The sequence below is a fragment of the Streptomyces sp. NPDC029151 genome (assembly GCF_055564315.1).
This window is the reverse complement of the sequence record NZ_JBVHWQ010000007.1, coordinates 42,784-62,789: the sequence shown is the minus strand read 5'-3', so window position 1 is coordinate 62,789 and position 20,006 is coordinate 42,784. Positions and strand designations below refer to the sequence as shown.

The window sequence follows — 20,006 nt, the reverse complement described above, 5'->3', positions numbered from 1 at the left end:
GGGTGCCCCGGGTGCGGCCCGGGACGGCGGAGGCGGGAAACTGTCGGCTATGAGCAACCGCACCGCCGAGCCCCCCAAGACCGTCCTGCTCCGCCGCGGCGAGGTGCACAGCCCCGCCGACCCCTTCGCCACCGCGATGGTGGTGGAGCGCGGCCACGTCGCCTGGGTCGGCAGCGAGGGGGCCGCCGATGCCTTCGCCGACGGCGTGGACGAGGTGGTCGACCTCGACGGCGCCCTGGTCACCCCGGCCTTCACCGACGCCCATGTGCACACCACCGCCACCGGTCTCGCCCTGACCGGCCTCGACCTGTCCGGCGCCCCCTCCCTGGAGGCGGCCCTCGCCCGGATCCGCGAGTTCGCCGCCGCCCGCCCCGGCGACCGGGTGCTGCTGGGCCACGGCTGGGACGCCGCCCGCTGGCCCGGCGGCCGGCCGCCGGCCCGCGCGGAGCTGGACGAGGCCACCGGCGGACGCCCCCTGTACCTGTCCCGCATCGACGTGCACTCGGCGGTCGTCAGCACCGCCCTGCTGGACCTGGTCGCCGCCGACGTGCCCCGCGAGGATGCCCCGCTCACCAAGGACGCCCACCACGCCGTCCGCGCGGCCGCCCTCGCCGCCGTCACCCCCGCCCAGCGCGAGGAGGCCCAGCGTGCCGCGCTGGCCCACGCCGCCTCCCTCGGCATCGGCACCGTGCACGAGTGCGGCGGCCCGCAGATCTCCGCCGAGGACGATTTCACCGGCCTGCTGCGGCTCGCCGCCGAACTGCCGGGCCCCCGCGTGGTCGGCTACTGGGCCGAGCGGGGCGAGGAAGGAGTGGCCAGGGCCCGCGAGCTGGGCGCGGCCGGCGCGGCGGGCGACCTGTTCGCCGACGGCGCCCTGGGCTCGCACACCGCCTGCCTGCACGAGCCGTACGCCGACGCCGGACACACCGGCACCGCCTACCTGGACGCCGACGCCGTCGCCGCCCACGTGGTGGCCTGCACCGAGGCGGGCCTGCAGGCCGGCTTCCACGCCATCGGCGACGCCGCCGTCGCCGCCGTGGTCGAGGGCGTGCGCACCGCCGCCGAGAAGGTGGGCCTCGCCCGGATCCGCGCCGCCCGGCACCGCGTCGAGCACGCCGAGATGCTCACCCCCGAGACCATCGCCGGCTTCGCCGAGCTGGGTCTGATCGCCTCCGTCCAGCCCGCCTTCGACGCGCTGTGGGGCGGCGAGGACGGCATGTACGCCCGGCGCCTGGGCGCCGCGCGGGCCCGCACCCTCAACCCCTACGCCGCGCTGCTGCGCGCCGGCGTCCCGCTCGCGTTCGGCTCGGACAGCCCGGTCACCCCGCTCGACCCGTGGGGCACGGTCCGCGCCGCCGCCTTCCACCGGACCGCCGAGCACCGGGTCTCCGTCCGCGCCGCGTTCACCGCGCACACCCGCGGCGGCTGGCGGGCCGTCGGCCGCGACGACGCGGGCGTCCTGGTCCCGGGCGCACCCGCCGACTACGCCGTCTGGCGGACCGACGAACTGGTCGTCCAGGCCCCCGACGACCGGGTCGCCCGCTGGTCCACCGACCCGCGCTCCGGCACCCCCGGCCTGCCCGACCTCACCCCCGGCCGTGACCTGCCGGTCTGCCTGCGCACCGTGGTGGGCGGACGGACGGTGTTCGTACGGCCGGGCGAGTGATCTCCCGGGGTGGCGCACCGGCCGCCGGCCGCCGGGGCACCGCCGCCCGACCTGCGGATCCTCCGCGCCGACCGGGACACAGGTGCCGTCAGCCCTGGTCGGAGGGGTGTTTGACAGTCTCCGGCCAGGGGCCGGTAGGTTCGTCCGAGTCCACCACCGGACGTCCGACCGGGGGACGTTCAGCCGACTCGTCGCGGCGCCGCTGGGTCAGGGACGGTGTGCCGCACCGGGGCACCGCCACTGGGAGCCAGGCTCAGCGCCCGCGCCGACGAGGGGACGTCCAGGCTGGTCGGCCAGGTGTGACCCGGGTGGGGCCCGGGCGCTCAGTAGACAACGGCTTTCGGTCGACCCGCAGCCAGCGGGTCCCAGGTCGGCCCGAAGGGCGCCGGGCCCCCATCCGCCGCGGTACGAAGGCGGCCGCAGGCGACCGGAACGATCCCGCAAGCGACCGGGCCGATCCCGCAGGCGGCCGGAAAGAGCTCGGACGCGGCCGGAAGGTGCCGAAAAGCAACGCTCTTACCCCGCTCTTGGGGAATCGACACCACGATACGCGCGCACTGTCACGTCTTCCCAGGCGGCGGCCACTATGGTGGACCCTGCGTACGACATGAAGGGGCAGCAGTGAACGACGGCGACGGGACCCTCGAGGCCAAGGCCCAGGGGAGGCAGTTCGGTCCGCTCGGCACGGCCTTGGTGATCATCCCGACCTACAACGAGGCGGAGAACATCAAGGCCATCGTCGGCCGGGTACGCAAGGCCGTCCCCGAGGCGCACGTACTGATCGCGGACGACAACAGTCCCGACGGCACCGGCAAGCTCGCCGACGAGTTGGCCGCCGAGGACGACCAGGTCAAGGTGCTGCACCGCAAGGGCAAGGAGGGCCTCGGCGCCGCCTACCTCGCGGGCTTCCGCTGGGGCCTCGAACAGGGCTACGGCGTGCTGATCGAGATGGACGCCGACGGCTCCCACCAGCCGGAGGAGTTGCCCCGGCTGCTCACCGCGCTCAAGGGCGCAGACCTGGTCCTCGGCTCCCGCTGGGTGCCCGGCGGCCGGGTCGTGAACTGGCCCAAGTCCCGTGAGTTCCTCTCGCGCGGCGGCTCCACCTACTCGCGCCTCATGCTCGACGTGCCGATCCGCGACGTGACCGGAGGCTTCCGGGCCTTCCGCCGGGAGACCCTGGAGGGACTCGGCCTCGGCGAGGTCGCCTCGCAGGGCTACTGCTTCCAGGTCGACCTGGCCCGCCGCGCGGTCAAGGCCGGCTACCACGTGGTCGAGGTGCCCATCACCTTCGTGGAGCGCGAACTGGGCGACTCCAAGATGAGCCGGGACATCGTGGTCGAGGCACTGTGGCGGGTCACCGCCTGGGGCGTCGGGGACCGCCTGGGCAAGATCACCGGCAAGGACAAGCACGCCTAGCCACGCCTGGCGGAGCGGGATCCGACCGTCCGGCCGCGCGGGATCCGGCGCCGGCTGATCGCACCCCTTATCCCGTGCTGAGGCGCGCCCAGGCACACTGGGAGCATGACGACTGGCGCTCCGACCTCCCCCTACACCGCCCCCCGTCGGCCCTCCCGGCTGCGCAGGTACCTGCCGCTGGGCCTCGCCGTGTGGCTGGTGCTGGAGATCTGGCTGCTGACCGTGGTCGCGGGCGCGGCGGGCGGCCCCACCGTGTTCCTGCTGCTCGTCGCGGGAGTCGTGGCCGGCTCCGTGGTCATCAAGCGGGCCGGCCGCCGCGCCTTCCGGAACCTCAACGAGGCACTGCGGCAGGGCGGCTCGCCGGCGCGCGGCGGCGGCAACGGCCTGACGATGCTCGGCGGTCTGCTGCTGATGATCCCCGGCCTCGTCTCGGACGCGGCCGGCCTGCTCCTGCTGCTCCCGCCCGTCCAGAAGGCGGTCGGCCGCTTCACCGAGAACGCCCTGGAGCGCAGCCTGCGCAAGGCCGCCCCCGGCAGCCTCGGCGACGCCTTCCAGCAGGCCCGCATGCACCGGCCCGACGGCAGGGTGGTGCAGGGCGAGGTCATCCGGGACGACCAGCCGCACGGCGCCCCGCAGGCCCCCCGCCCGCCGCTGACGCGCTGACCCGCGAGCCGCCCCGGACGCTCAGCCCACGCGCGCGGAGCCGATGAAGTAGGAAGACAAAGACTGCGGGCGCCGTACGTGGAATCCACGTACGGCGCCCGCAGTCGGATGCGTTGCGCTGTAAGACCGGCCGAAGTCCCGCTGGGACTAGGCGCTCTTGCGGCTGTCCCGGGGATGGACCGCGATGTTCATCGCCCCCGAACGCAGAACCGCCAGACGCTCCTCGAGGACCTCTTCGAGTTCCTCGCGGGTACGCCGCTCCATCAGCATGTCCCAATGGGTACGCGCGGGCTTGGCCTTCTTCTCCTCAGGGCCGTCGCCGTCCACCAGGAGTGCCTGGGCACCGCAGACCTTGCACTCCCACTCCGGCGGGATCTCCGCCTCGACAGAGAAGGGCATCTCAAAACGGTGCCCCTTCTCACATGCGTACTCCACGGCCTGGCGCGGGGCCAGGTCGATACCGCGGTCCGTCTCGTAGCTGGTCACCACGAGGCGCGTACCGCGAAGAGCTCGCTCACTCATGAATCGTGCCTCCCGGGCTTGTCGCCCACAGGACAGGTGTCGCTGTCGTCGTCATCCGGTCAACGTCCGGTCGGCGGTAAAGATTCCCGTTCCGAGTCCCGTTCCGGGTCATGCGTCGCCGTCGTAGCCGCCCCTTGTTCTACCCACAGGCGCCCGGTTTGTCACATCTGCTAGCAGATGTCACCCAGCGTTTCGGCATCTTTGACGCGCAGTAACGGTACGCCTGGCAGGCCAAACGCGTACACTACCGCCCTTTCACGCCGAGTGCGAAATCGACGCTAGATCCTTTCCGGAACCGGGTTCCCCGCCTCGGCGATCGCACGCCGCACCGGGACCCGCGCCAGCAGCGCGAACCCCAGGACGAAGAAGGCCACCAGGGAGAAGATCGCGGACCGGTAGCTCCCGGTCAGCTGGTACGTCACGCCGAACAGCAGCGGGCCGAGCCAGCTCATCCCGCGGTCGCTCATCTCGTACGCGGCGAAGTACTCGGCCTCCTTGCCCGGCGGCACGAGGTGCGAGAACAGCGATCTCGACAGCGCCTGGCTGCCGCCGAGGACCAGGCCGATCCCGGCGGCCAGCGCGAAGAACCACATCGGCGCCCGCGCCGGCAGGAACCAGCCCGCCGCCAGTGTGAGCGTCCACGCCACCAGCGAGCCGAGGATCGTGCGCCGGGCCCCGTACGTCCGCGCCAGCCGGCCCATCGCCAGCGCGCCCGCGACGGCCAGCACCTGCACCAGCAGCACGGCCCCGATGAGCGTCGACTGCCCGAGTCCCAGCTCCTCGGAGCCGTAGACCGAGGCCTGGGTGATCACCGTCTGGATGCCGTCGTTGTAGACGAGGTACGCCAGCAGGAACGCCAGCGTCAGCGGATGACGGCGCATGTCCCGGGCCGTCGCCGCCAGCTGCCGCAGCCCCGGCGCCGTCGCGTGCGCCGCGCGCGTGCGGCGATCGCGCAGCCTGCGCAGCGGTACGAGGGTGAAGGCGCCCCACCACAGTCCGGCCGAGGCCAGGCAGATGCGGACCGCCGCCGTCTCGGAGAGGCCGAAGGAGGCGTGCCCCGAGTACAGCACCAGGTCGGCGACGAGCACCAGGGAGCCCGCCGCGTAGCCGAACGCCCAGCCCCGGGAGGAGACGGCGTCACGCTGCTCGGGCGGGGCGATCTGCGGCAGGTAGGAGTTGTAGAGCATCATCCCGACCGACTGCGCCGCGTTGGCCACGACGAGCAGCACCCCGCCGAGCAGATACCGGTCGCCGTCCAGGAAGAACATCCCGGTGGTCGCCGCCGCGCCGGTGTAGGCCGCCGCGGCGAGCAGCGGCTTCCTGCGGCCCGTGCGGTCGGCCGCGCTGCCCGCCAGCGGCATCAGGACGACCGCCACGATCACCGACAGGGACACCGAGTAGGCGAAGAAGGAGCCCGCACGGACCGGGATCCCCAGCGGGTGCACATAGCCGTCGCCGTCCGCCGCGCGCTCGGCGACCGAGGTGAGGTACGGGCCGAGGAACACCGTGAGGACGCTCGTCGAGTAGACCGAGCACGCCCAGTCGTAGGCGTACCAGCCGCGCTGCTCGCGCCGGAGGACGGCGGCCTCGTCCGCCGCTCCGGTCCGCACGGTGTCGGTGCTCACCCGTGCCCTCGCTTCCCCTGCTCCTGCGAAGGCTCGGCCGGGCGGCCGGGCGGTCAGACCCAGACGCCGCGCTCCTCCATGACCTTGCGCAACGTGTCGATGTGATCGGTCATGATGCCATCAACGCCGAGGTCGAGGAGCCGGTGCATGCGTGCCGGTTCGTTGATCGTCCACACGTGCACCTGCAGTCCGCGCGCGTGGGCGGCGCGGACGAAGCGGTGGTCGACCACGGGCACGCCCGACTGGGCCTCGGGCACCTGCGCGGCCACCGCCGAGCGGCGCACCGCGGCCGGCAGCCCCCAGGAGCGCAGCCGCAGGTTCAGGACCCCGCGCGTGCCGAACGAGGTGGCCAGCCGCGGTCCGGCCAGCCGCTGCGCCCGCAGCACCCGCGCCTCGGAGAAGGAGCCCACGCAGACCCGGTCCCAGGCGTTCGCGCGCTCGATCAGCTCCAGCAGGGGGCGCAGCGCGGGCTCCGCCTTGACGTCGACGTTCCAGCGGATGCCGGGGAACGTCTCCAGCAGCTCCTCGAACAGCGGCACCGGTTCCCGGCCGCCCACGCGCGCGTGCCGTATCTCCGCCCACGGCAGGTCCGCGATCCGGCCCGCGCCGTCGGTGACCCGGTCCAGGGTCTCGTCGTGGAAGGCCACCAGGCGACCGTCCGCCGAGGCGTGCACATCCGTCTCGATGTACCGGTAGCCCAGCTCCACCGCGCGCCGGAACTGCGCCACGGTGTTCTCCAGGCCGTCGGCCGCCCCGCCCCGGTGGGCGAAGGCGATCGGCCCCGGGTGGTCCAGATAGGGGTGGCGCGGGGGCGGTGTCGTGAGGGTCACGGACGCAGTATGGCTCGTTCCGGTGTCCCGCCGGCAACGACCGTGCTGCCCGTCGATGCCGCCGGGACGGCGAACACCCGCAGGAAGGCCTGCGCGAGCGGGCCGATGGACAGCGCGTACAGCACGGTGCCCACCCCGATGGTGCCGCCGAGGAGGAACCCGGTGACGACCACCGCCACCTCGACCGCCGTCCGCATCAGCCGGATCGACCGGCCGGTGCGCCGGTGCAGCCCCGTCATCAGCCCGTCACGCGGACCCGGCCCGAAGCGAGCCGCGATGTACAGACCCGTCGCCGCCCCGTTCAGCACGATGCCCGCCAGCAGCAGCGGAACCCGCACGGCGAAGGAACGGGCGTCCGGGAGCAGCGCGAGCGTGCCGTCCATGGCGAGGCCGACCACGAAGACGTTGGAGACCGTGCCGAGCCCGGGCCGCTGGCGCAGCGGGACCCACAGCAGCAGCACCGCCGCCCCCACGATGATCGACACGACCCCGATGCTCAGCCCGGTCAGCTCCGCGAGCCCCTGGTGCAGCACGTTCCACGGCTCCAGACCGAGCCCCGCCGCCACGAGCAGCGCGGAACTCGCGCCGTAGAGGGTGAGGCCGGTGTACAGCTGGACCAGCCGGCGGGGGAGACGGCGGCCGGGAGGGGAGGCGCCGGGCGTGGCGGGATCGGCAGTGGACACGGGAATTCCCCCCTGGGTGGTGACGGTGGCCTGACGCATGACACTCTGTGGCTTGGAATGAATCGCCATCCATGGCCAATTCGGGGAAGGTGGACTGATCTTCATGGCGCAGTGGACCTCGGCCGTGGGGGCCGCGCAGCTCGCCCGGCTCCTCAACTCCCAGCAGGACCGCCCGGCCGGCCCCGGCACCCGCCGTCCCCCCGCCTACCGCGCCCTCGCCGACGGCATCCGGCTGCTCGTGCTGGAGGGCCGCGTCCCGGTGGCCGCGCGTCTGCCCGCGGAACGCGAACTGGCCCTGGCGCTGTCCGTCAGCCGCACCACCGTCGCGGCGGCCTACGAGGCGCTGCGCGGCGAGGGCTTCCTGGAGTCCCGGCGCGGAGCCGGCAGCTGGACCGCCGTACCGGCCGGCAACCCGATCCCGGCACGGGGCCTGGAGCCCCTGCCCCCGGAGGCCCTCGGCTCGGTGATCGACCTGGGCTGCGCCTCACTCCCGGCGCCCGAGCCGTGGCTGACCCGGGCCGTGCAGGGCGCGCTGGAGGAACTGCCGCCGTACGCCCACACCCACGGGGACTACCCGGCCGGGCTGCCCGCCCTGCGCTCGATGATTGCCGAGCGTTACACCGCGCGCGGGATCCCCACCATGCCGGAGCAGATCATGGTGACGACCGGGGCGATGGGCGCCATCGACGCCATCTGCCACCTCTTCGCGGGCCGCGGCGAGCGGATCGCCGTGGAGTCCCCGTCCTACGCCAACATCCTCCAGCTGATGCGGGAGACGGGTGCCCGGCTGATCCCGGTCGCGATGGCCGAGGGCCTGTCCGGCTGGGACATGGAGCGCTGGCGCCAGGTGCTGCGCGAGGCCGCGCCACGGATCGCCTACGTCGTCGCCGACTTCCACAACCCCACCGGGGCGCTCGCCGGCGAGGACCAGCGGCGCCGGCTGGTGGACGCGGCCCGCTCGGCCGGGACGGTGCTCGTCGCCGACGAGACGATGACCGAACTGTGGCTGGACGAGGAGTTCCGCGACGGTGGCATGCCCCGGCCGGTGTGCGCCTTCGACCCGGCCGGCTCCACGGTGATCACCGTCGGCTCGGCCAGCAAGGCGTTCTGGGCGGGGATGCGGATCGGCTGGGTGCGGGCGGCACCGGACGTCATCCGCAGCCTGGTCGCCGCACGGGCCTACGCCGACCTGGGCACGCCGGTGCTGGAGCAGCTGGCCGTGAACTGGCTCTTCAGCACCGGGGGCTGGGAGCAGGCGGTCGAGCTGCGCCGGGCGCAGGCGCGGGAGAACCGGGACGCGCTGGTGACCGCGATCCGGCGGGAGCTGCCGGACTGGGAGTTCGAGGTGCCGCAGGGCGGCCTGACCCTGTGGGTCCGGGCCGGCGGCCTCTCCGGCTCCCGCCTCGCGGAGGCGGGAGAGCGGACCGGCGTCCGCGTCCCGTCCGGCCCCCGCTTCGGCGTCGACGGCGCCTTCGAGGGCTACGTCCGCCTTCCGTTCACCGTCGGGGGAGCGGTGGCGGAGGAGGCCGCGGGACGGCTGGCCGCCGCGGCCCGGTTGGTGGAGTCCGGTGCGACGGGGGGTGGCGAGGCACCACGGACGTTCGTGGCGTAGGCGGGGTAGGGGCCCGGGGGGCTTGAGGTGTGGGCGGGGGCGTTCGTGGCCTGGGCGGGGGCTTTGTGGCTTGGGCGGGTGCGGGTTCGGCGCGTTCGGGGGTGTGGGGGGCGTCGTGGGCGGTCGCGCGGTGGCTTGCGTCCCTTCGGGGGCGCGCTGGTGGCCGCGGGTGGTCGTGCTGCCAGGTGTGGCAGGCGGGGTAGGGGCCCGGGGGCTTGAGGTGTGGGCGGGGGCGTTCGTGGCCTGGGCGGGGGCTTTGTGGCTTGGGCGGGTGCGGGTTCGGCGCGTTCGTGGGTGTGGGGGGCGTCGTGGGCGGCCGCGCGGTGCCTTGCGTCCCTGCAGGGACGCGCTGGTGGCCGCGGGTGGTCGTGCCGTCAGGGTGGGGGCGTGCGGGGCGTTGGGGCCCCGGCTCGACGGGCCCGGCCCAGCCGCGGCCCACGGTGCGGCCCGGTCAGCTCTCGGCCGCCATCGCCTCCGCGGCCACCGGGGTCATGTCCGCCGCCGGCTTCGTCAGGTCCGTCGGCTCCACGGCCCCGGCGCCCGCGCGGGCCGGCAGCAGCTCCAGCACCGCCTGCCGGTCGGCGTCGCTCGTGGCGTCGTCGTAGGGGTCGGGCGTGCGGGGCACCTGCAAGCGGTGCACCTGACCGGAACCCAGCCGCGCGTACCCCCGCCCGGGTGGCACATGGGCCATCGGTGTCGTGTGCGGCGGTACGCCCAGCACCGCCTCCACCTGCTGCGGCGCCGCCGTCCCGAGCACGACACGCGCGCGCGTGTGCTGGCGTACCGCGTCGCTCAACACCTCCGCGCCGTCGAACTGCTCGGCCACGACCACGGTCACGTTCGCCGCGCGCCCGTGCCGCAGCGGCACCTGGAGCAGCGCCTGCGGGTCCTTGCGGCCTTCCGCCGCGGCGAGGTGCGCGAAGACGCCGGGGCGGTCCACCAGGATCCACAGCGGGCGCCGGGTGTCCTCGGGCGGCGGGTCGCCCGCCTGCCGCGCCAGGTTGATCGCGATGAGCCGCCGCTCGGTCTCCTGCGCGGCCCACTCCAGGCTGGCCAGCGCCCCGGCCAGGGCGCACTCCACGCCCAGGACGCCGGCCCGGCCGGTCAGGCAGGCGTACTCGCCGGTGCCGCCGCCGTCGACGATCAGCACATCGCCGTACTGGAGGGTCTGCAGGGCGATGGACCGCAGCAGGGTGGACGTGCCGCTGCCGGGGTGGCCCATGACCAGCAGGTGCGGCTCGGTGGAGCGGATGCCGGTGCGCCAGACGACCGGCGGGACGTCGATCCGTTCCTCGCCGTAGGAGAGGGGGAGCGTGCGCGGGACCTCGCTGGGGTCGGTGAAGCCCAGCACGGTCTCACCGGGCGCGGTGACGAAGCGCTGTGCGGGGATGTCGGCGGGCAGCGGGGGCAGGACGGTGACGGTCAGCTGGTTGCCCGCCTCGTCCCACGCGAAGTGGTACTCGCGGGTGCGCCCGGCCTTCGCGGTGAGCAGCTGCTCGATCCGCTGGCGGGCCTCGGCCTCGCCGTCCGGGAAGTACGCGGGGTAGCGGATCACGAGATGCCCGATGCGCCCGGCGTCGTCGAACTCGTGCGTGGTGAAGGCCTTCTCCCAGGCGCCGCCGTGCGCGTACAGCGGCGCCGGGTCGTCGGCGCCGGAGAAGTACGGCACCAGGGCCTCGTACAGGGCCTGGAGCCGTTCGGTCTGGGACTCGTCGGGCCCTTCGGGTGCCGGAGGGGTGCGGTCACGGCCCTGCCAGGCCGCTGCCGCCATCACGGTGACGACGGCGAGCAGCGGCCCGTACGGCATCAGGGCCACGAGCAGGAACAGGGCGGCCACGAAGAACAGCAGTGGCCCGCGCCTGTCCTTGGGGGTGTCCGCCCACCTGCGCCGGCCGGCCGAGGCCAGCAGGCGCAGCCCGCGCGTGACGGTGATCAGCGGGTGGAGGACGTCGGTGGCGCTGTCGGCCGCCGTCCGTGCCAGTTCCCTGCTCCGGGCGAGCTGCATCCGGGCGATCTGGGCGCTGTCCTTGCTCAGAATGCGGGGGAGAGGGCGCCGGGCCACTGCTGACTCCTGTCGGTGCGTGTGGGCGGGACGGTCAGAACTTGATGCCGCCCAGGAGGCTGGCCAGACTCTCCCCGCCGGCTTTGATGCTCGGGGCGATGCCTGTGGTCGACAGGTAGAAGCCGAACAGGGCCGACACCGTGGCGTGCGAGCCCTTCAGCCCGTCCTTGCGGAAGAACAGGAAAACGACGACGCCGAGAAACAGCACGCCTGAGAGGGAGAGGATCATTTCGGGCCTCCTGGTGTCGAAGGTGGGGGACAGTCACCATGAGTTCTTCCAGGATCACAGGATGTATCCATACGATTAAAGGTGCAACTGGGTGGAAACCGGCTGATTTCCCTCGTACGGAGGAGCGAGTCACGGCCCGGTTGACCGGCTGGGGTGTCCAGGGCTGGGGGTGCTGCTGATCCTTACCTCGGGCACATCGGGTCATGTGCCACGCGAGCCAGTACGCTGGCGATTCACTCGTACGAAGCAGTCCCCGAATCAGCATGGAGAGGCGGTCCGGCCGATGAGCGAAGCCCCCGACCCCGAGGTCGTGGAGCTGGCGACCAAGATCTTCGATCTGGCCCGGCAGGGGCAGACCGAGGCGCTCGTGGCGTATGTCGACGCGGGTGTTCCGGCCAACCTCACCAACGACCGCGGCGACTCCCTGGTGATGCTCGCCGCCTATCACGGCCACGCCGACGCGGTGCGCGCGCTGCTCGCCCGGGGCGCGGCGGCGGACCAGGTCAACGACCGGGGTCAGACCCCGCTCGCGGGTGCCGTCTTCAAGGGTGAGACGGACGTGATCAAGGCCCTCCTGGAGGGCGGAGCCGACCCTTCCGCGGGCATGCCGTCGGCCGTCGAAACGGCCCGTATGTTCGGCAAGAAGGAGCTTCTGGAACTGTTCGGCGTCCACTGACGTAGACGCGCTGACCAGGTACGACACGGAAAACGGGGGAGGCGGTACGGGGCCGCCGGAAATACGGTCGCGGCAGCACACACCGCGGGTCATCATGACGTCGTGATTCACGGACGCGATGGCTGGGCAGGTGTTGCCGCACCGCGCGGGCCGTGATGCGGTCCGCATGGGCCACCGACGAGAGGCAGAGAGAGATGGTCTACAGCAAGCAAGAGACGGCGGGCGCTCCGACGTTGTGTCACGCGGCCAGGTAATGCGTGTTCCCCGGTTGCGTCGACGCTTGATGTGAGGCTGTTTCCCATGTTCGATCCGGTCATAGCGCCCAGCGGTACGCTGCTCGGCCTCCTGCAGAGGGGCCGCGGCGACGGCACGCTGCACGCGCTCACCGCCCCGCGCGCCGAAGCGCTCGCGGCCCTCGGCCACTGTGTGCTGCACGACCCCCGCCACGACTGGCAGGTGGAGAACCGCTCCCTGTACTACGCCCGGCTCTACCTCGACCTGAACGGCGAGCTGGACGCCGTGGAGGCACACCTCTTCGACCCCGAGGACATCCTCGACACCGACGAGTCCCGCACCGGGCTGGCCCTGGCCGTCCTCGGCCACCTCGCCTCCTACGGCCGGCGGGACGCCCTGGAACTGCTGCGCAGGTACGCCGCGCACGGCTCCAACTGGGCCTGGGCCCTGGACGAGCTGGCCCTCAGGGACGACGACGCGGGCCTGCGCGCCCTCGCCGCCCCCGTCCTGGCCCGCTTCGGCACCGATCCCGAGGGCGAGGCCGAGCTGGCCGCCGCCGTACGCGACGCCTTCGAGCCACGGCCGTGGCGGCTGTGGGCCGAGGATCCGCGCGAATCGATCGCCACGCGTGTGCGTGCCGCCCACGAGACCGGCTGCTTCGACCGGTGGCAGCGGCAGCTGCGACCGACCGGCCCCCGGCCGGGGTGGAGTGTGGGCGCCGTCTTCGAGTGGGCCCAGCAGGGCATGGAGCGCGGTGCCGCCCTCCACGTGCCCGCCGCCCGCTGCCTGGCCGCCGTGGCCGGTGCCGAGGACCGGCCCGAGATCCTCCGGGCCGCCCGGGCCGGCACCGACGGGGCCCGCTGCACCGCCCTGCGCTACCTCGCCGACAGCAACGACCGGGACGCACTCGACCTGATCGAGGCCGCGGTCGCCGACGGGACGGCGCCCGTCGTGGAGGCCGCCGTCGACGCCTTCGAACGGATGCGGAGCGTCGCCGCCGTCGACCGCGCGCGCGGCTGGGCCCAGCGTCCCGACGCGCTCGGTGCCGCGGCCGGCCGCATGCTCGCCTGCCGCGGCGGCGCACAGGACCGCGATCTCGTCCTCGACGCCCTCCGCGAGGCCGTACGCGGCGAGGGGCCGGACGCCCCCACCCTCTGGACCCTCGTCGACGGCGCCGGACGCCTCGGCATCGCCTGCGCGGCCCCCGTGCTGCGCCACGTCTACCGCGAGACGGCCTCCTCCCACCTCCGCGGCCGTGCCGCCCGTGCGCTGGCCGCGACCGACCCCTCCTTCGCCACCGGCTTCGCCGTCGAGTGCCTGTGGGACTGCGAGGAGACCACCCGCGAACTCGCCGCCCGGCACGCCGAGACCGGTGACGCCCGGGTCGTGGAGCGCCTGCGCCGCCTGGCCGCCGATCCGGCCGAGGAGGACGAGGTACAGACCGCGGTCCGCAGCCGCTTCGGGCCCGACGCCGCCCTCGGCTGAGCCGCACCGTCCCACTCCCTCCCGTTTCCCGGCCCCCCGGTGGACGAGCGCCCGCCGGGTGAACACCGGATGACCCGCGGGTCAGGCGGCGATGACGGCCGTCCGACCCGCTCGGGTGGGCAGCCGACGCTCCCGCCCACGCCACCGGCCGGCCGCCCTCGCCCGAGCCGGAGTCCCCCGCGCCGCCGCACGGCGAGCCTCCGGTGGCCGGCGACGGCCGGCACCGGCCGGGTGCCGTGCCACCGCGACGACCTGCTGCCGCAGCCGCTGCGCCCGGCCGCCGACGCACCCACCACCGCGCGCGGCGCCGGCGCCCGCCTGGGCCGGCGCGCGTCGGCGGCGGTCTCCTCGGCCCCGGCGTCTCCGGCGACCGTTGAGCTGCTGGGTGCTGGGTGCTGGGTGCTGGGTGCTGGGTGCTGGCTGCTGGGCGCTGGGTGCTGGCTGCTGGGCGCTGGGTTCTGGGTTCTAGGTTCTGCGAGGTGCCGGGTTCTGCTGGGGTCTGGTGGGCCGTGGCGGGGCGGTGCCGGTCATCGAGGTGCTGGGGTCTTCTGGGGTCTGGTGGGCGGTGGCGGGGCGCTACCGGTCATCGAGGTGCCGGGTTCTGCTGGAGCCCAGTTGGGCCGTGGCGGGGCACTGCCGGCCATCGAAGCGGTGGCTCCTGCTGGGACGGCGGTGGGCGGTGCCCGGGCTCTTCCGGACCTTCGAGGCAGTGGGTGCGGCCGGGGCCGGCACGGCCGGCGGGGTCCCCGGCGAGGCCGTGAACCCCGCCGGGGTGACCCCGGCCGGCGAGGCTCAGCGTCGCCGTACCGGTACGAAACGGACGGGGGTTCCCGGGAGTGCCTGTGCGGCGGCCGGCAGGTCGGCGGCGCGGACCACCGCGATCACCGGGTAGCCGCCGGTGGTCGGATGGTCCGCGAGGAAGACCACCGGGCGCCCGTCCGGCGGGACCTGCACCGCGCCGAGGACCATGCCCTCACTGGGCAGTTCACCGGACCGGGCCCGCTCCAGCGCGGGCCCCTCGGTGCGCAGGCCGATGCGGTTGCTCGCCGTGGACACCCGGTACGCGCGCGTGGCGAGCTCCCGCACCGCCCGCGCCGTGAACCAGTCGTCGCGCGGGCCCGGGACCACCCGGAGCACGAGCTCGGCCGGCGGACGCGGCTGCGGTGCGCCGTCCACGCGCGCGGGAGGACCGGCCGGGGAGCCCAGCGGCAGCACCACGCCGTTCGCCAGCGGGGCCGGGCCCAGGCCGGACAGCAGGTCGGTGGCGCGGCTGCCGAGGACCGGCTCGACGGCGACGCCGCCGCCGACCGCCAGGTAGCCGCGTACGCCGGCCGTCGCCGCACCCACCTCCAGCAGTTCGCCCGCCCGCACCAGGACCGGCGCACCCCACGCGACCGGCCGGCCGTCCACCGTCACCGGGCACGGCGCACCTCCGACCGCGACGGTCACCGTCGAACGCGGGCGCACCGCACAGCCGTCGAGCGTGGTCTCCAGCACGGCGGCGTCCGGAGGGTTGCCGACGAGCCGGTTCACCAGCGCGGCCGCGGGCGCGTCCAGCGCGCCGGACCGGGGCACGCCGAGGTGCGCGTATCCCGGCCGCCCGCGGTCCTGCACGGTGGTCAGCGCCCCGGCGCGCACCACGACGAGCGCACGATCGGTCATGCGCCCACCCCGGCCACCGCGCTCCCGGCCGGTACGGCGCCCACGCGCGCGCAGGAGGCCCTCATGCGCCCTCCAGCGGGACGAACCGGACGCGCGTTCCCGGCGCCAGCAGCGCGGCCGGCACGCGCGTGTGGTCCCACAGCACCGCGTCCGTCGTACCGATCAGCTGCCAGCCGCCCGGTGAGGAGCGCGGGTACACGCCCGTGTACGGCCCGGCCAGGGCCACCGCACCGGCGGGGACGGACGTGCGCGGGGTGGCGCGGCGCGGGACGTGGCAGCGGTCCGGGAGCCCGGTGAGATAGCCGAAGCCGGGCGCGAAACCGCAGAACGCCACCGTGAACTCGGTGCCGGCGTGGATCCGGGCCGCCTCCCGCTCGGACACCCCCCAGCGCTCGGCGACCGCCGCGAGGTCCGGGCCGTCGTACCGTACGGGCAGTTCGATCAGCTCGCGTGCGGGGGAGGGCGGCACCGGCACCCGCGCGGTGGTCAGCTTCGCCGCCCAGCGGGCCGGGTCGGCCAGCCCGTCGAGCAGGACCGTACGGGCCGCCGGGACGATCTCACGGACCGTCAGGTCCCCCTTCGCGCGGCGCCGGAGCAGCTCCGCGTGCAGGGCCTGCGCCTCCTCCCCGGTGGCCACCTCGACGAGCAGCGCGTCGTCACCGACGGGAAGCGCCCTCACGCGAACGCCTCCACTCGCACACCGGCCGCCACGAGCCGCTCGCGCACCCGACGGGCCAGGCCGACCGCGCCCGGCGTGTCGCCGTGCAGGCACAACGACCTGGCGCGCACCCGGATCCGCGCGCCGGAGTGCGCGATCACCTCACCGGAGCGCGCGAGGCTCACGGAACGCTCCACGACGGCGTCCGGGTCGGTGACGACGGCGCCGTCCCGGTCGCGCGGCACCAGTGTCCCCTCGTCGGTGTACGCGCGGTCGGCGAAGGCCTCGGTGACGGCCGGCAGGCCCGCCTCGGCGGCCAGCGCCAGCAGGCGTGAGCCGGGCAGGCCCAGCACGGGCAGGGAGGCGTCCGCCAGCCGTACGCCCTCGACCACCGCGCGGGCCTGCTCCTCGTCGCGCACGACCCGGTTGTAGAGCGCGCCGTGCGGTTTGACGTAGGCGACGCGCGCCCCGGCGGCCCGGGCGAACACCTCCAGGGCGCCGATCTGGTAGGCCACCTCGGCCGCCAGCTCGGCGGGCGGCACGTCCATCGCGCGCCGCCCGAAACCCGCCAGGTCCCGGTAGGAGACCTGCGCGCCGATCGTCACCCCGCGCTCGGCCGCCCGTTCGCACACCCGGCGCATGGTGGCCGCGTCCCCGGCGTGGAAGCCGCAGGCCACGTTGGCACTGGTGACGACGGACAGCAGCTGTTCGTCGTCGGTCAGCCGCCAGCGGCCGAAGCCCTCGCCGAGGTCGGCGTTCAGATCGATCGCGGTCATGGTGTTCTCGTGTCTCCGTTCTCGTGGAGCTTCCTCGTACGCGCACTCCGGTACCGGCGCACGCGGGTTCTGGTGCGGGCACGCGGGTTCCGGTGCGTACGGGGGTCGGCGCGTTCCGGTACGGCGCGTCCGCGTTCCGGTGCGTCGGCGTCAGTCGACGCCGGCCAGCCGGTACTGCTCGTCGCGGGCGTCGGTCAGGAACATCTGGCCCGGCGCGTGCGTGATCGCGAACGGCGGGCGGGAGGCCATCACGGCCGCCTGCGGGGTCACCCCGCAGGCCCAGAACACCGGGATCTCGCCGTCGGCGACGGTCACCGCGTCGCCGAAGTCGGGCCGGGCGAGGTCCTCGACGCCGAGGGCCGCCGGGTCGCCGCAGTGCACCGGGCCGCCGTGCACGGCCGGCAGCAGGCTGCTCTCCCGGATCGCCGCCCGCAGGTGCTCCGGCGGCACCGGCCGCATGGACACCACCATCGGCCCGCGCAGCCGGCCCGCCGCCCGGCACTCCCGGCCGGTCACGTACATCGGCACGTTCCGGCCCTCCTCGACGTGCCGGATCGGCACCCCCGCCCGGGCCAGCGCCCACTCGAAGGTGAAGCTGCACCCGAGGAGGAACGCGACCAGGTCGTCGCGCCAGTACGCGCGCGCGTCCGTGGGCTCGTCCACCAGTTCACCGTCCTGCCACACCCGGTAGCGGGGCAGGTCGGTCCGGAGATCGGCGCCCTCGGCGAGGACGGTCGCCGGGGAGCCCGCGTCCGTGACGTCCAGCACGGGGCAGGGCCTGGGGTTGCGCTGGCAGAACAGCAGCATGTCGTAGGCCCAGTCGGCGGGCACCGCGACCAGGTTGGCCTGGGTGTGCCCCGCCGAGACTCCGGCGGTCGGTCCGGCCAGCCCCTCGCGGAAGCGGGCCCGCGCGGTGGCCGGGGTCCACGCACGCGCGTGCGGGTCGACCGCGGTGACGGGGCGGTCCTCGGTACGGCGCACCCGCGTCATGCCAGCTCCTTCCCGCGCGTCTCCGGCAGCCCCAGCAGCGCCAGCGCGGCGAGGCCGTAGCCGACCGCGCCGAAGACCAGCGCGCCGCCGACGCCCCAGCTGTCCGCCAGGAAGCCCACGAGGGTCGGGAACACCGCGCCCACCGCGCGGCCCGTGTTGTACGTGAAGCCCTGGCCGGTACCGCGCACCGCCGTCGGGTACAGCTCGCTCAGGTAGGAGCCGAAGCCGCTGAAGATGGCCGACATGCAGAAGCCGAGCGGGAATCCGAGCACCAGCAGCAGGGTGTCGGCTCCGTGCGGGATGTTCGCGTACAGCAGGATGCACAGCGCCGACAGCAGGGCGAACAGCCAGATGTTGTTGCGCCGGCCGAGCCGGTCGGTCAGGTGGCCACCGGTCAGGTAGCCGAGGAAGGCGCCGGAGATCAGGAAGGCCAGATAGCCGCCGGTGCCGACGACCGACAGACCGCGCTCGGACTTCAGGTACGTCGGCACCCAGGTCGCCAGCGTGTAGTAGCCGCCCTGCACGCCGGTGGACAGCAGGCCCGCGAAGACCGTCGTGCGCAGCAGCCCCGGGGCGCCGTCCCGGCCCGGCCGGAAGATCGCCGCGAACGAGCCCCGTGACGGGTCCTGTTCGCGGGCCGCCGTCGCCGTGGGAGCGTCGTGCACCCGGCGGCGCAGCCACACCACGAGCAGCGCCGGCAGCGCACCGGTCCAGAACATCACCCGCCAGGCCAGGTCGTCGCCGGCGAAGGAGAAGACCAGCGTGTAGACGATCGCCGCCAGTCCCCAGCCGACCGCCCAGGAGCTCTGGACCGCGCCGAGCGTACGGCCGCGGTGTCGCGCGCTCGCGTACTCGGCGACCAGGATCGCGCCGACCGCCCACTCGCCGCCGAAGCCCAGGCCCTGGAGGGCGCGGAAGACCAGAAGCGTCTCGTAGGTGGGCGCGAAGCCGCAGGCCACGGTGAAGACGGCGTAGGTGATCACCGTGATCATCAGGGCCCGGACCCGGCCCACCCGGTCCGCGACCACGCCCGCCACGGCGCCGCCGACCGCCGACACCACCAGCGTGACGGTGGTGAACAGGCCGGTCTGGCCGCTGTCGAGGCCGAAGTACGCCGAGAGCGCCACCATGCTCAGGGGCAGGGTGAAGTAGTCGTAGGAATCCAGGGCATATCCGCCGAAAGCACCGGCGAACGCGCGCCGGCCGCGCGGGCCGAGGGCCTGCAGCCAGCCGAACGCGCCGTCCTCGGCGCCGGGTTCGGCCGGAGCCGGGCGTACGCCGGCGGAGGGGGCGGAGCGGGGCGGTGGAGTCGTGCTCATGGGCACCTCGCAGGAGGGGGACGGAGGGTGCTGGGAAGTGAGCCGTGCGGAGCACCGTAGAGGATCGTTCAACGATCCTTCAATACCCGCGTTGTTTCGTCCTGGTGTCTGCGATTGAATTCCGGGCATGGCAGAGCAGCTGACGGGACTGGCCGGCGACCGGGCCCTCCTGGGGCGTACCAGCACGGCGGAACGGGTGTCGGACATCCTCAGGAGCCGCATCGCCGAGGGCTACTTCCCGCCCGGCACCCGGTTGTCGGAGGACGGCATCGGCGGGGCGCTCGGCGTCTCCCGCAACACCCTGCGCGAGGCGTTCCGGCTGCTCACCCATGAGCGCCTGCTGGTCCACGAACTCAACCGCGGTGTGTTCGTGCGGGTCCTGACCGTCGAGGACGTGGAGGACATCTACCGCACGCGCTCCCTCGTCGAGTGCGCCGTCGTGCGCGGCCTGGGCGCACCGCCGTACCGGCTGGGCGGACTGGTCGCGGCGGTCGAGGAAGGGCGGACGGCGGCCGCGGAGAACGACTGGAAAGGGCTGGGCACGGCCAACATCCACTTCCACCGGGAACTGGTCTCGCTCGCCGGCAGCGAGCGCACCGACGAACTGATGCGCAGCGTCTTCGCCGAGCTGCGCCTGGCCTTCCACGTCGTGGACGACCCGCGCCGCCTGCACGAGCCGTACCTCACCCGCAACGCCCAGATCCTGCGGGAACTGCAAGGCGGGAACCGGCGCGGCGCGGAACGGATGCTGGAGACGTATCTCGCGGACTCCCTGGCGCGGGTGGTCGAGGTCTACCGGCGGCGGGTGGGCGAGGATCCGGCCGGCTCCGCCTGAGCCCCTCCTGCGGCCGCTCCTCCTGCTGCCGTGGCGGCCCGCTGCGGCACCCCTCCGACTGCT

18 protein-coding genes are annotated in these 20,006 nt (G+C 74.3%); 7 read left to right on the top strand and 11 right to left on the bottom strand.

The features are described 5' to 3' along the window. The first annotated feature begins 49 nt into the window (after window positions 1-49). The 3 genes from ACZ4VF_RS25150 to fxsA all read left to right on the top strand — a co-directional run bounded on the left by ACZ4VF_RS25150 (window position 50) and on the right by fxsA (window position 3,745). On the top strand, window positions 50-1,666 hold the full coding sequence (locus tag ACZ4VF_RS25150) for an amidohydrolase (protein WP_467928706.1): 1,617 nt from the start codon (window positions 50-52) through the stop codon (window positions 1,664-1,666). Window positions 1,667-2,287: 621 nt separating this feature from the next. Continuing rightward, on the top strand, window positions 2,288-3,082 hold the full coding sequence (locus ACZ4VF_RS25145) for a polyprenol monophosphomannose synthase (RefSeq protein ID WP_467928705.1): 795 nt from the start codon (window positions 2,288-2,290) through the stop codon (window positions 3,080-3,082). Window positions 3,083-3,187: 105 nt separating this feature from the next. After that, entirely contained in the window at window positions 3,188-3,745 is a 558-nt protein-coding gene (gene fxsA, locus ACZ4VF_RS25140) for an FxsA family membrane protein (protein ID WP_467928704.1), read from the top strand. Between the two features lie 147 nt (window positions 3,746-3,892). Here the strand turns inward: fxsA and ACZ4VF_RS25135 are convergent, their stop codons facing one another. From ACZ4VF_RS25135 to yczE, 4 genes are all read right to left on the bottom strand, one after another. Continuing rightward, window positions 3,893-4,267, bottom strand: a complete 375-nt coding sequence (locus ACZ4VF_RS25135; protein WP_003977404.1) for an RNA polymerase-binding protein RbpA — start codon at window positions 4,265-4,267, stop codon at window positions 3,893-3,895. 278 nt (window positions 4,268-4,545) lie between these two features. Beyond that, window positions 4,546-5,892, bottom strand: a complete 1,347-nt coding sequence (locus tag ACZ4VF_RS25130; protein WP_467928702.1) for an MFS transporter — start codon at window positions 5,890-5,892, stop codon at window positions 4,546-4,548. Between the two features lie 53 nt (window positions 5,893-5,945). Continuing rightward, complete coding sequence (locus ACZ4VF_RS25125) at window positions 5,946-6,722, bottom strand: glycerophosphodiester phosphodiesterase (RefSeq protein ID WP_467928701.1); 777 nt, start codon at window positions 6,720-6,722, stop codon at window positions 5,946-5,948. Further along, on the bottom strand, window positions 6,719-7,444 hold the full coding sequence (yczE, locus tag ACZ4VF_RS25120; protein ID WP_467928700.1) for a membrane protein YczE: 726 nt from the start codon (window positions 7,442-7,444) through the stop codon (window positions 6,719-6,721). Before yczE ends, ACZ4VF_RS25125 begins: the two co-directional genes overlap by 4 nt. A 64-nt stretch (window positions 7,445-7,508) precedes the next feature. Between yczE and ACZ4VF_RS25115 the strand changes: the two genes are divergently transcribed. Further along, window positions 7,509-9,017, top strand: a complete 1,509-nt coding sequence (locus tag ACZ4VF_RS25115; protein WP_467928698.1) for an SCO1417 family PLP biosynthesis transcription factor — start codon at window positions 7,509-7,511, stop codon at window positions 9,015-9,017. Between the two features lie 451 nt (window positions 9,018-9,468). Here the strand turns inward: ACZ4VF_RS25115 and ACZ4VF_RS25110 are convergent, their stop codons facing one another. Both ACZ4VF_RS25110 and ACZ4VF_RS25105 read right to left on the bottom strand, forming a co-directional pair. After that, window positions 9,469-11,079, bottom strand: a complete 1,611-nt coding sequence (locus tag ACZ4VF_RS25110) for a hypothetical protein (protein ID WP_467928697.1) — start codon at window positions 11,077-11,079, stop codon at window positions 9,469-9,471. 34 nt (window positions 11,080-11,113) lie between these two features. Then, a complete protein-coding gene (locus ACZ4VF_RS25105) occupies window positions 11,114-11,308 on the bottom strand; it encodes a hypothetical protein (protein WP_189986629.1) in 195 nt (64 codons plus the stop codon). A gap of 283 nt (window positions 11,309-11,591) precedes the next feature. Here ACZ4VF_RS25105 and ACZ4VF_RS25100 point away from each other — a divergent pair, with 283 nt between their 5' ends. Beyond that, complete coding sequence (locus ACZ4VF_RS25100) at window positions 11,592-11,984, top strand: ankyrin repeat domain-containing protein (RefSeq protein WP_189306370.1); 393 nt, start codon at window positions 11,592-11,594, stop codon at window positions 11,982-11,984. Between the two features lie 300 nt (window positions 11,985-12,284). Beyond that, on the top strand, window positions 12,285-13,703 hold the full coding sequence (locus ACZ4VF_RS25095) for a HEAT repeat domain-containing protein (RefSeq protein ID WP_467928695.1): 1,419 nt from the start codon (window positions 12,285-12,287) through the stop codon (window positions 13,701-13,703). A 792-nt stretch (window positions 13,704-14,495) separates the two neighbouring features. Here the strand turns inward: ACZ4VF_RS25095 and ACZ4VF_RS25090 are convergent. The 5 genes from ACZ4VF_RS25090 to ACZ4VF_RS25070 all read right to left on the bottom strand — a co-directional run bounded on the left by ACZ4VF_RS25090 (window position 14,496) and on the right by ACZ4VF_RS25070 (window position 19,108). Then, on the bottom strand, window positions 14,496-15,365 hold the full coding sequence (locus tag ACZ4VF_RS25090) for a 5-oxoprolinase subunit C family protein (RefSeq protein WP_467928694.1): 870 nt from the start codon (window positions 15,363-15,365) through the stop codon (window positions 14,496-14,498). A 61-nt stretch (window positions 15,366-15,426) separates the two neighbouring features. Further along, the gene (locus ACZ4VF_RS25085) at window positions 15,427-16,044 is read right to left on the bottom strand and encodes a 5-oxoprolinase subunit B family protein (RefSeq protein ID WP_467928692.1); all 618 of its coding nucleotides are present in this window, start codon (window positions 16,042-16,044) and stop codon (window positions 15,427-15,429) included. Then, on the bottom strand, window positions 16,041-16,799 hold the full coding sequence (locus tag ACZ4VF_RS25080; RefSeq protein WP_467928691.1) for a LamB/YcsF family protein: 759 nt from the start codon (window positions 16,797-16,799) through the stop codon (window positions 16,041-16,043). Before ACZ4VF_RS25080 ends, ACZ4VF_RS25085 begins: the two co-directional genes overlap by 4 nt. A gap of 150 nt (window positions 16,800-16,949) precedes the next feature. After that, window positions 16,950-17,780 carry a putative hydro-lyase gene (locus tag ACZ4VF_RS25075; RefSeq protein WP_467929162.1) on the bottom strand — a complete coding sequence of 277 codons (831 nt, stop codon included), beginning with the start codon at window positions 17,778-17,780 and terminating at the stop codon, window positions 16,950-16,952. Window positions 17,781-17,785: 5 nt separating this feature from the next. Next, the gene (locus tag ACZ4VF_RS25070; protein WP_467928690.1) at window positions 17,786-19,108 is read right to left on the bottom strand and encodes an MFS transporter; all 1,323 of its coding nucleotides are present in this window, start codon (window positions 19,106-19,108) and stop codon (window positions 17,786-17,788) included. 127 nt (window positions 19,109-19,235) lie between these two features. On the opposite strand from ACZ4VF_RS25070, the gene ACZ4VF_RS25065 reads away from it, so the two are divergent. Continuing rightward, a complete protein-coding gene (locus ACZ4VF_RS25065; protein WP_467928688.1) occupies window positions 19,236-19,943 on the top strand; it encodes a GntR family transcriptional regulator in 708 nt (235 codons plus the stop codon). Window positions 19,944-20,006: the final 63 nt, after the last annotated feature.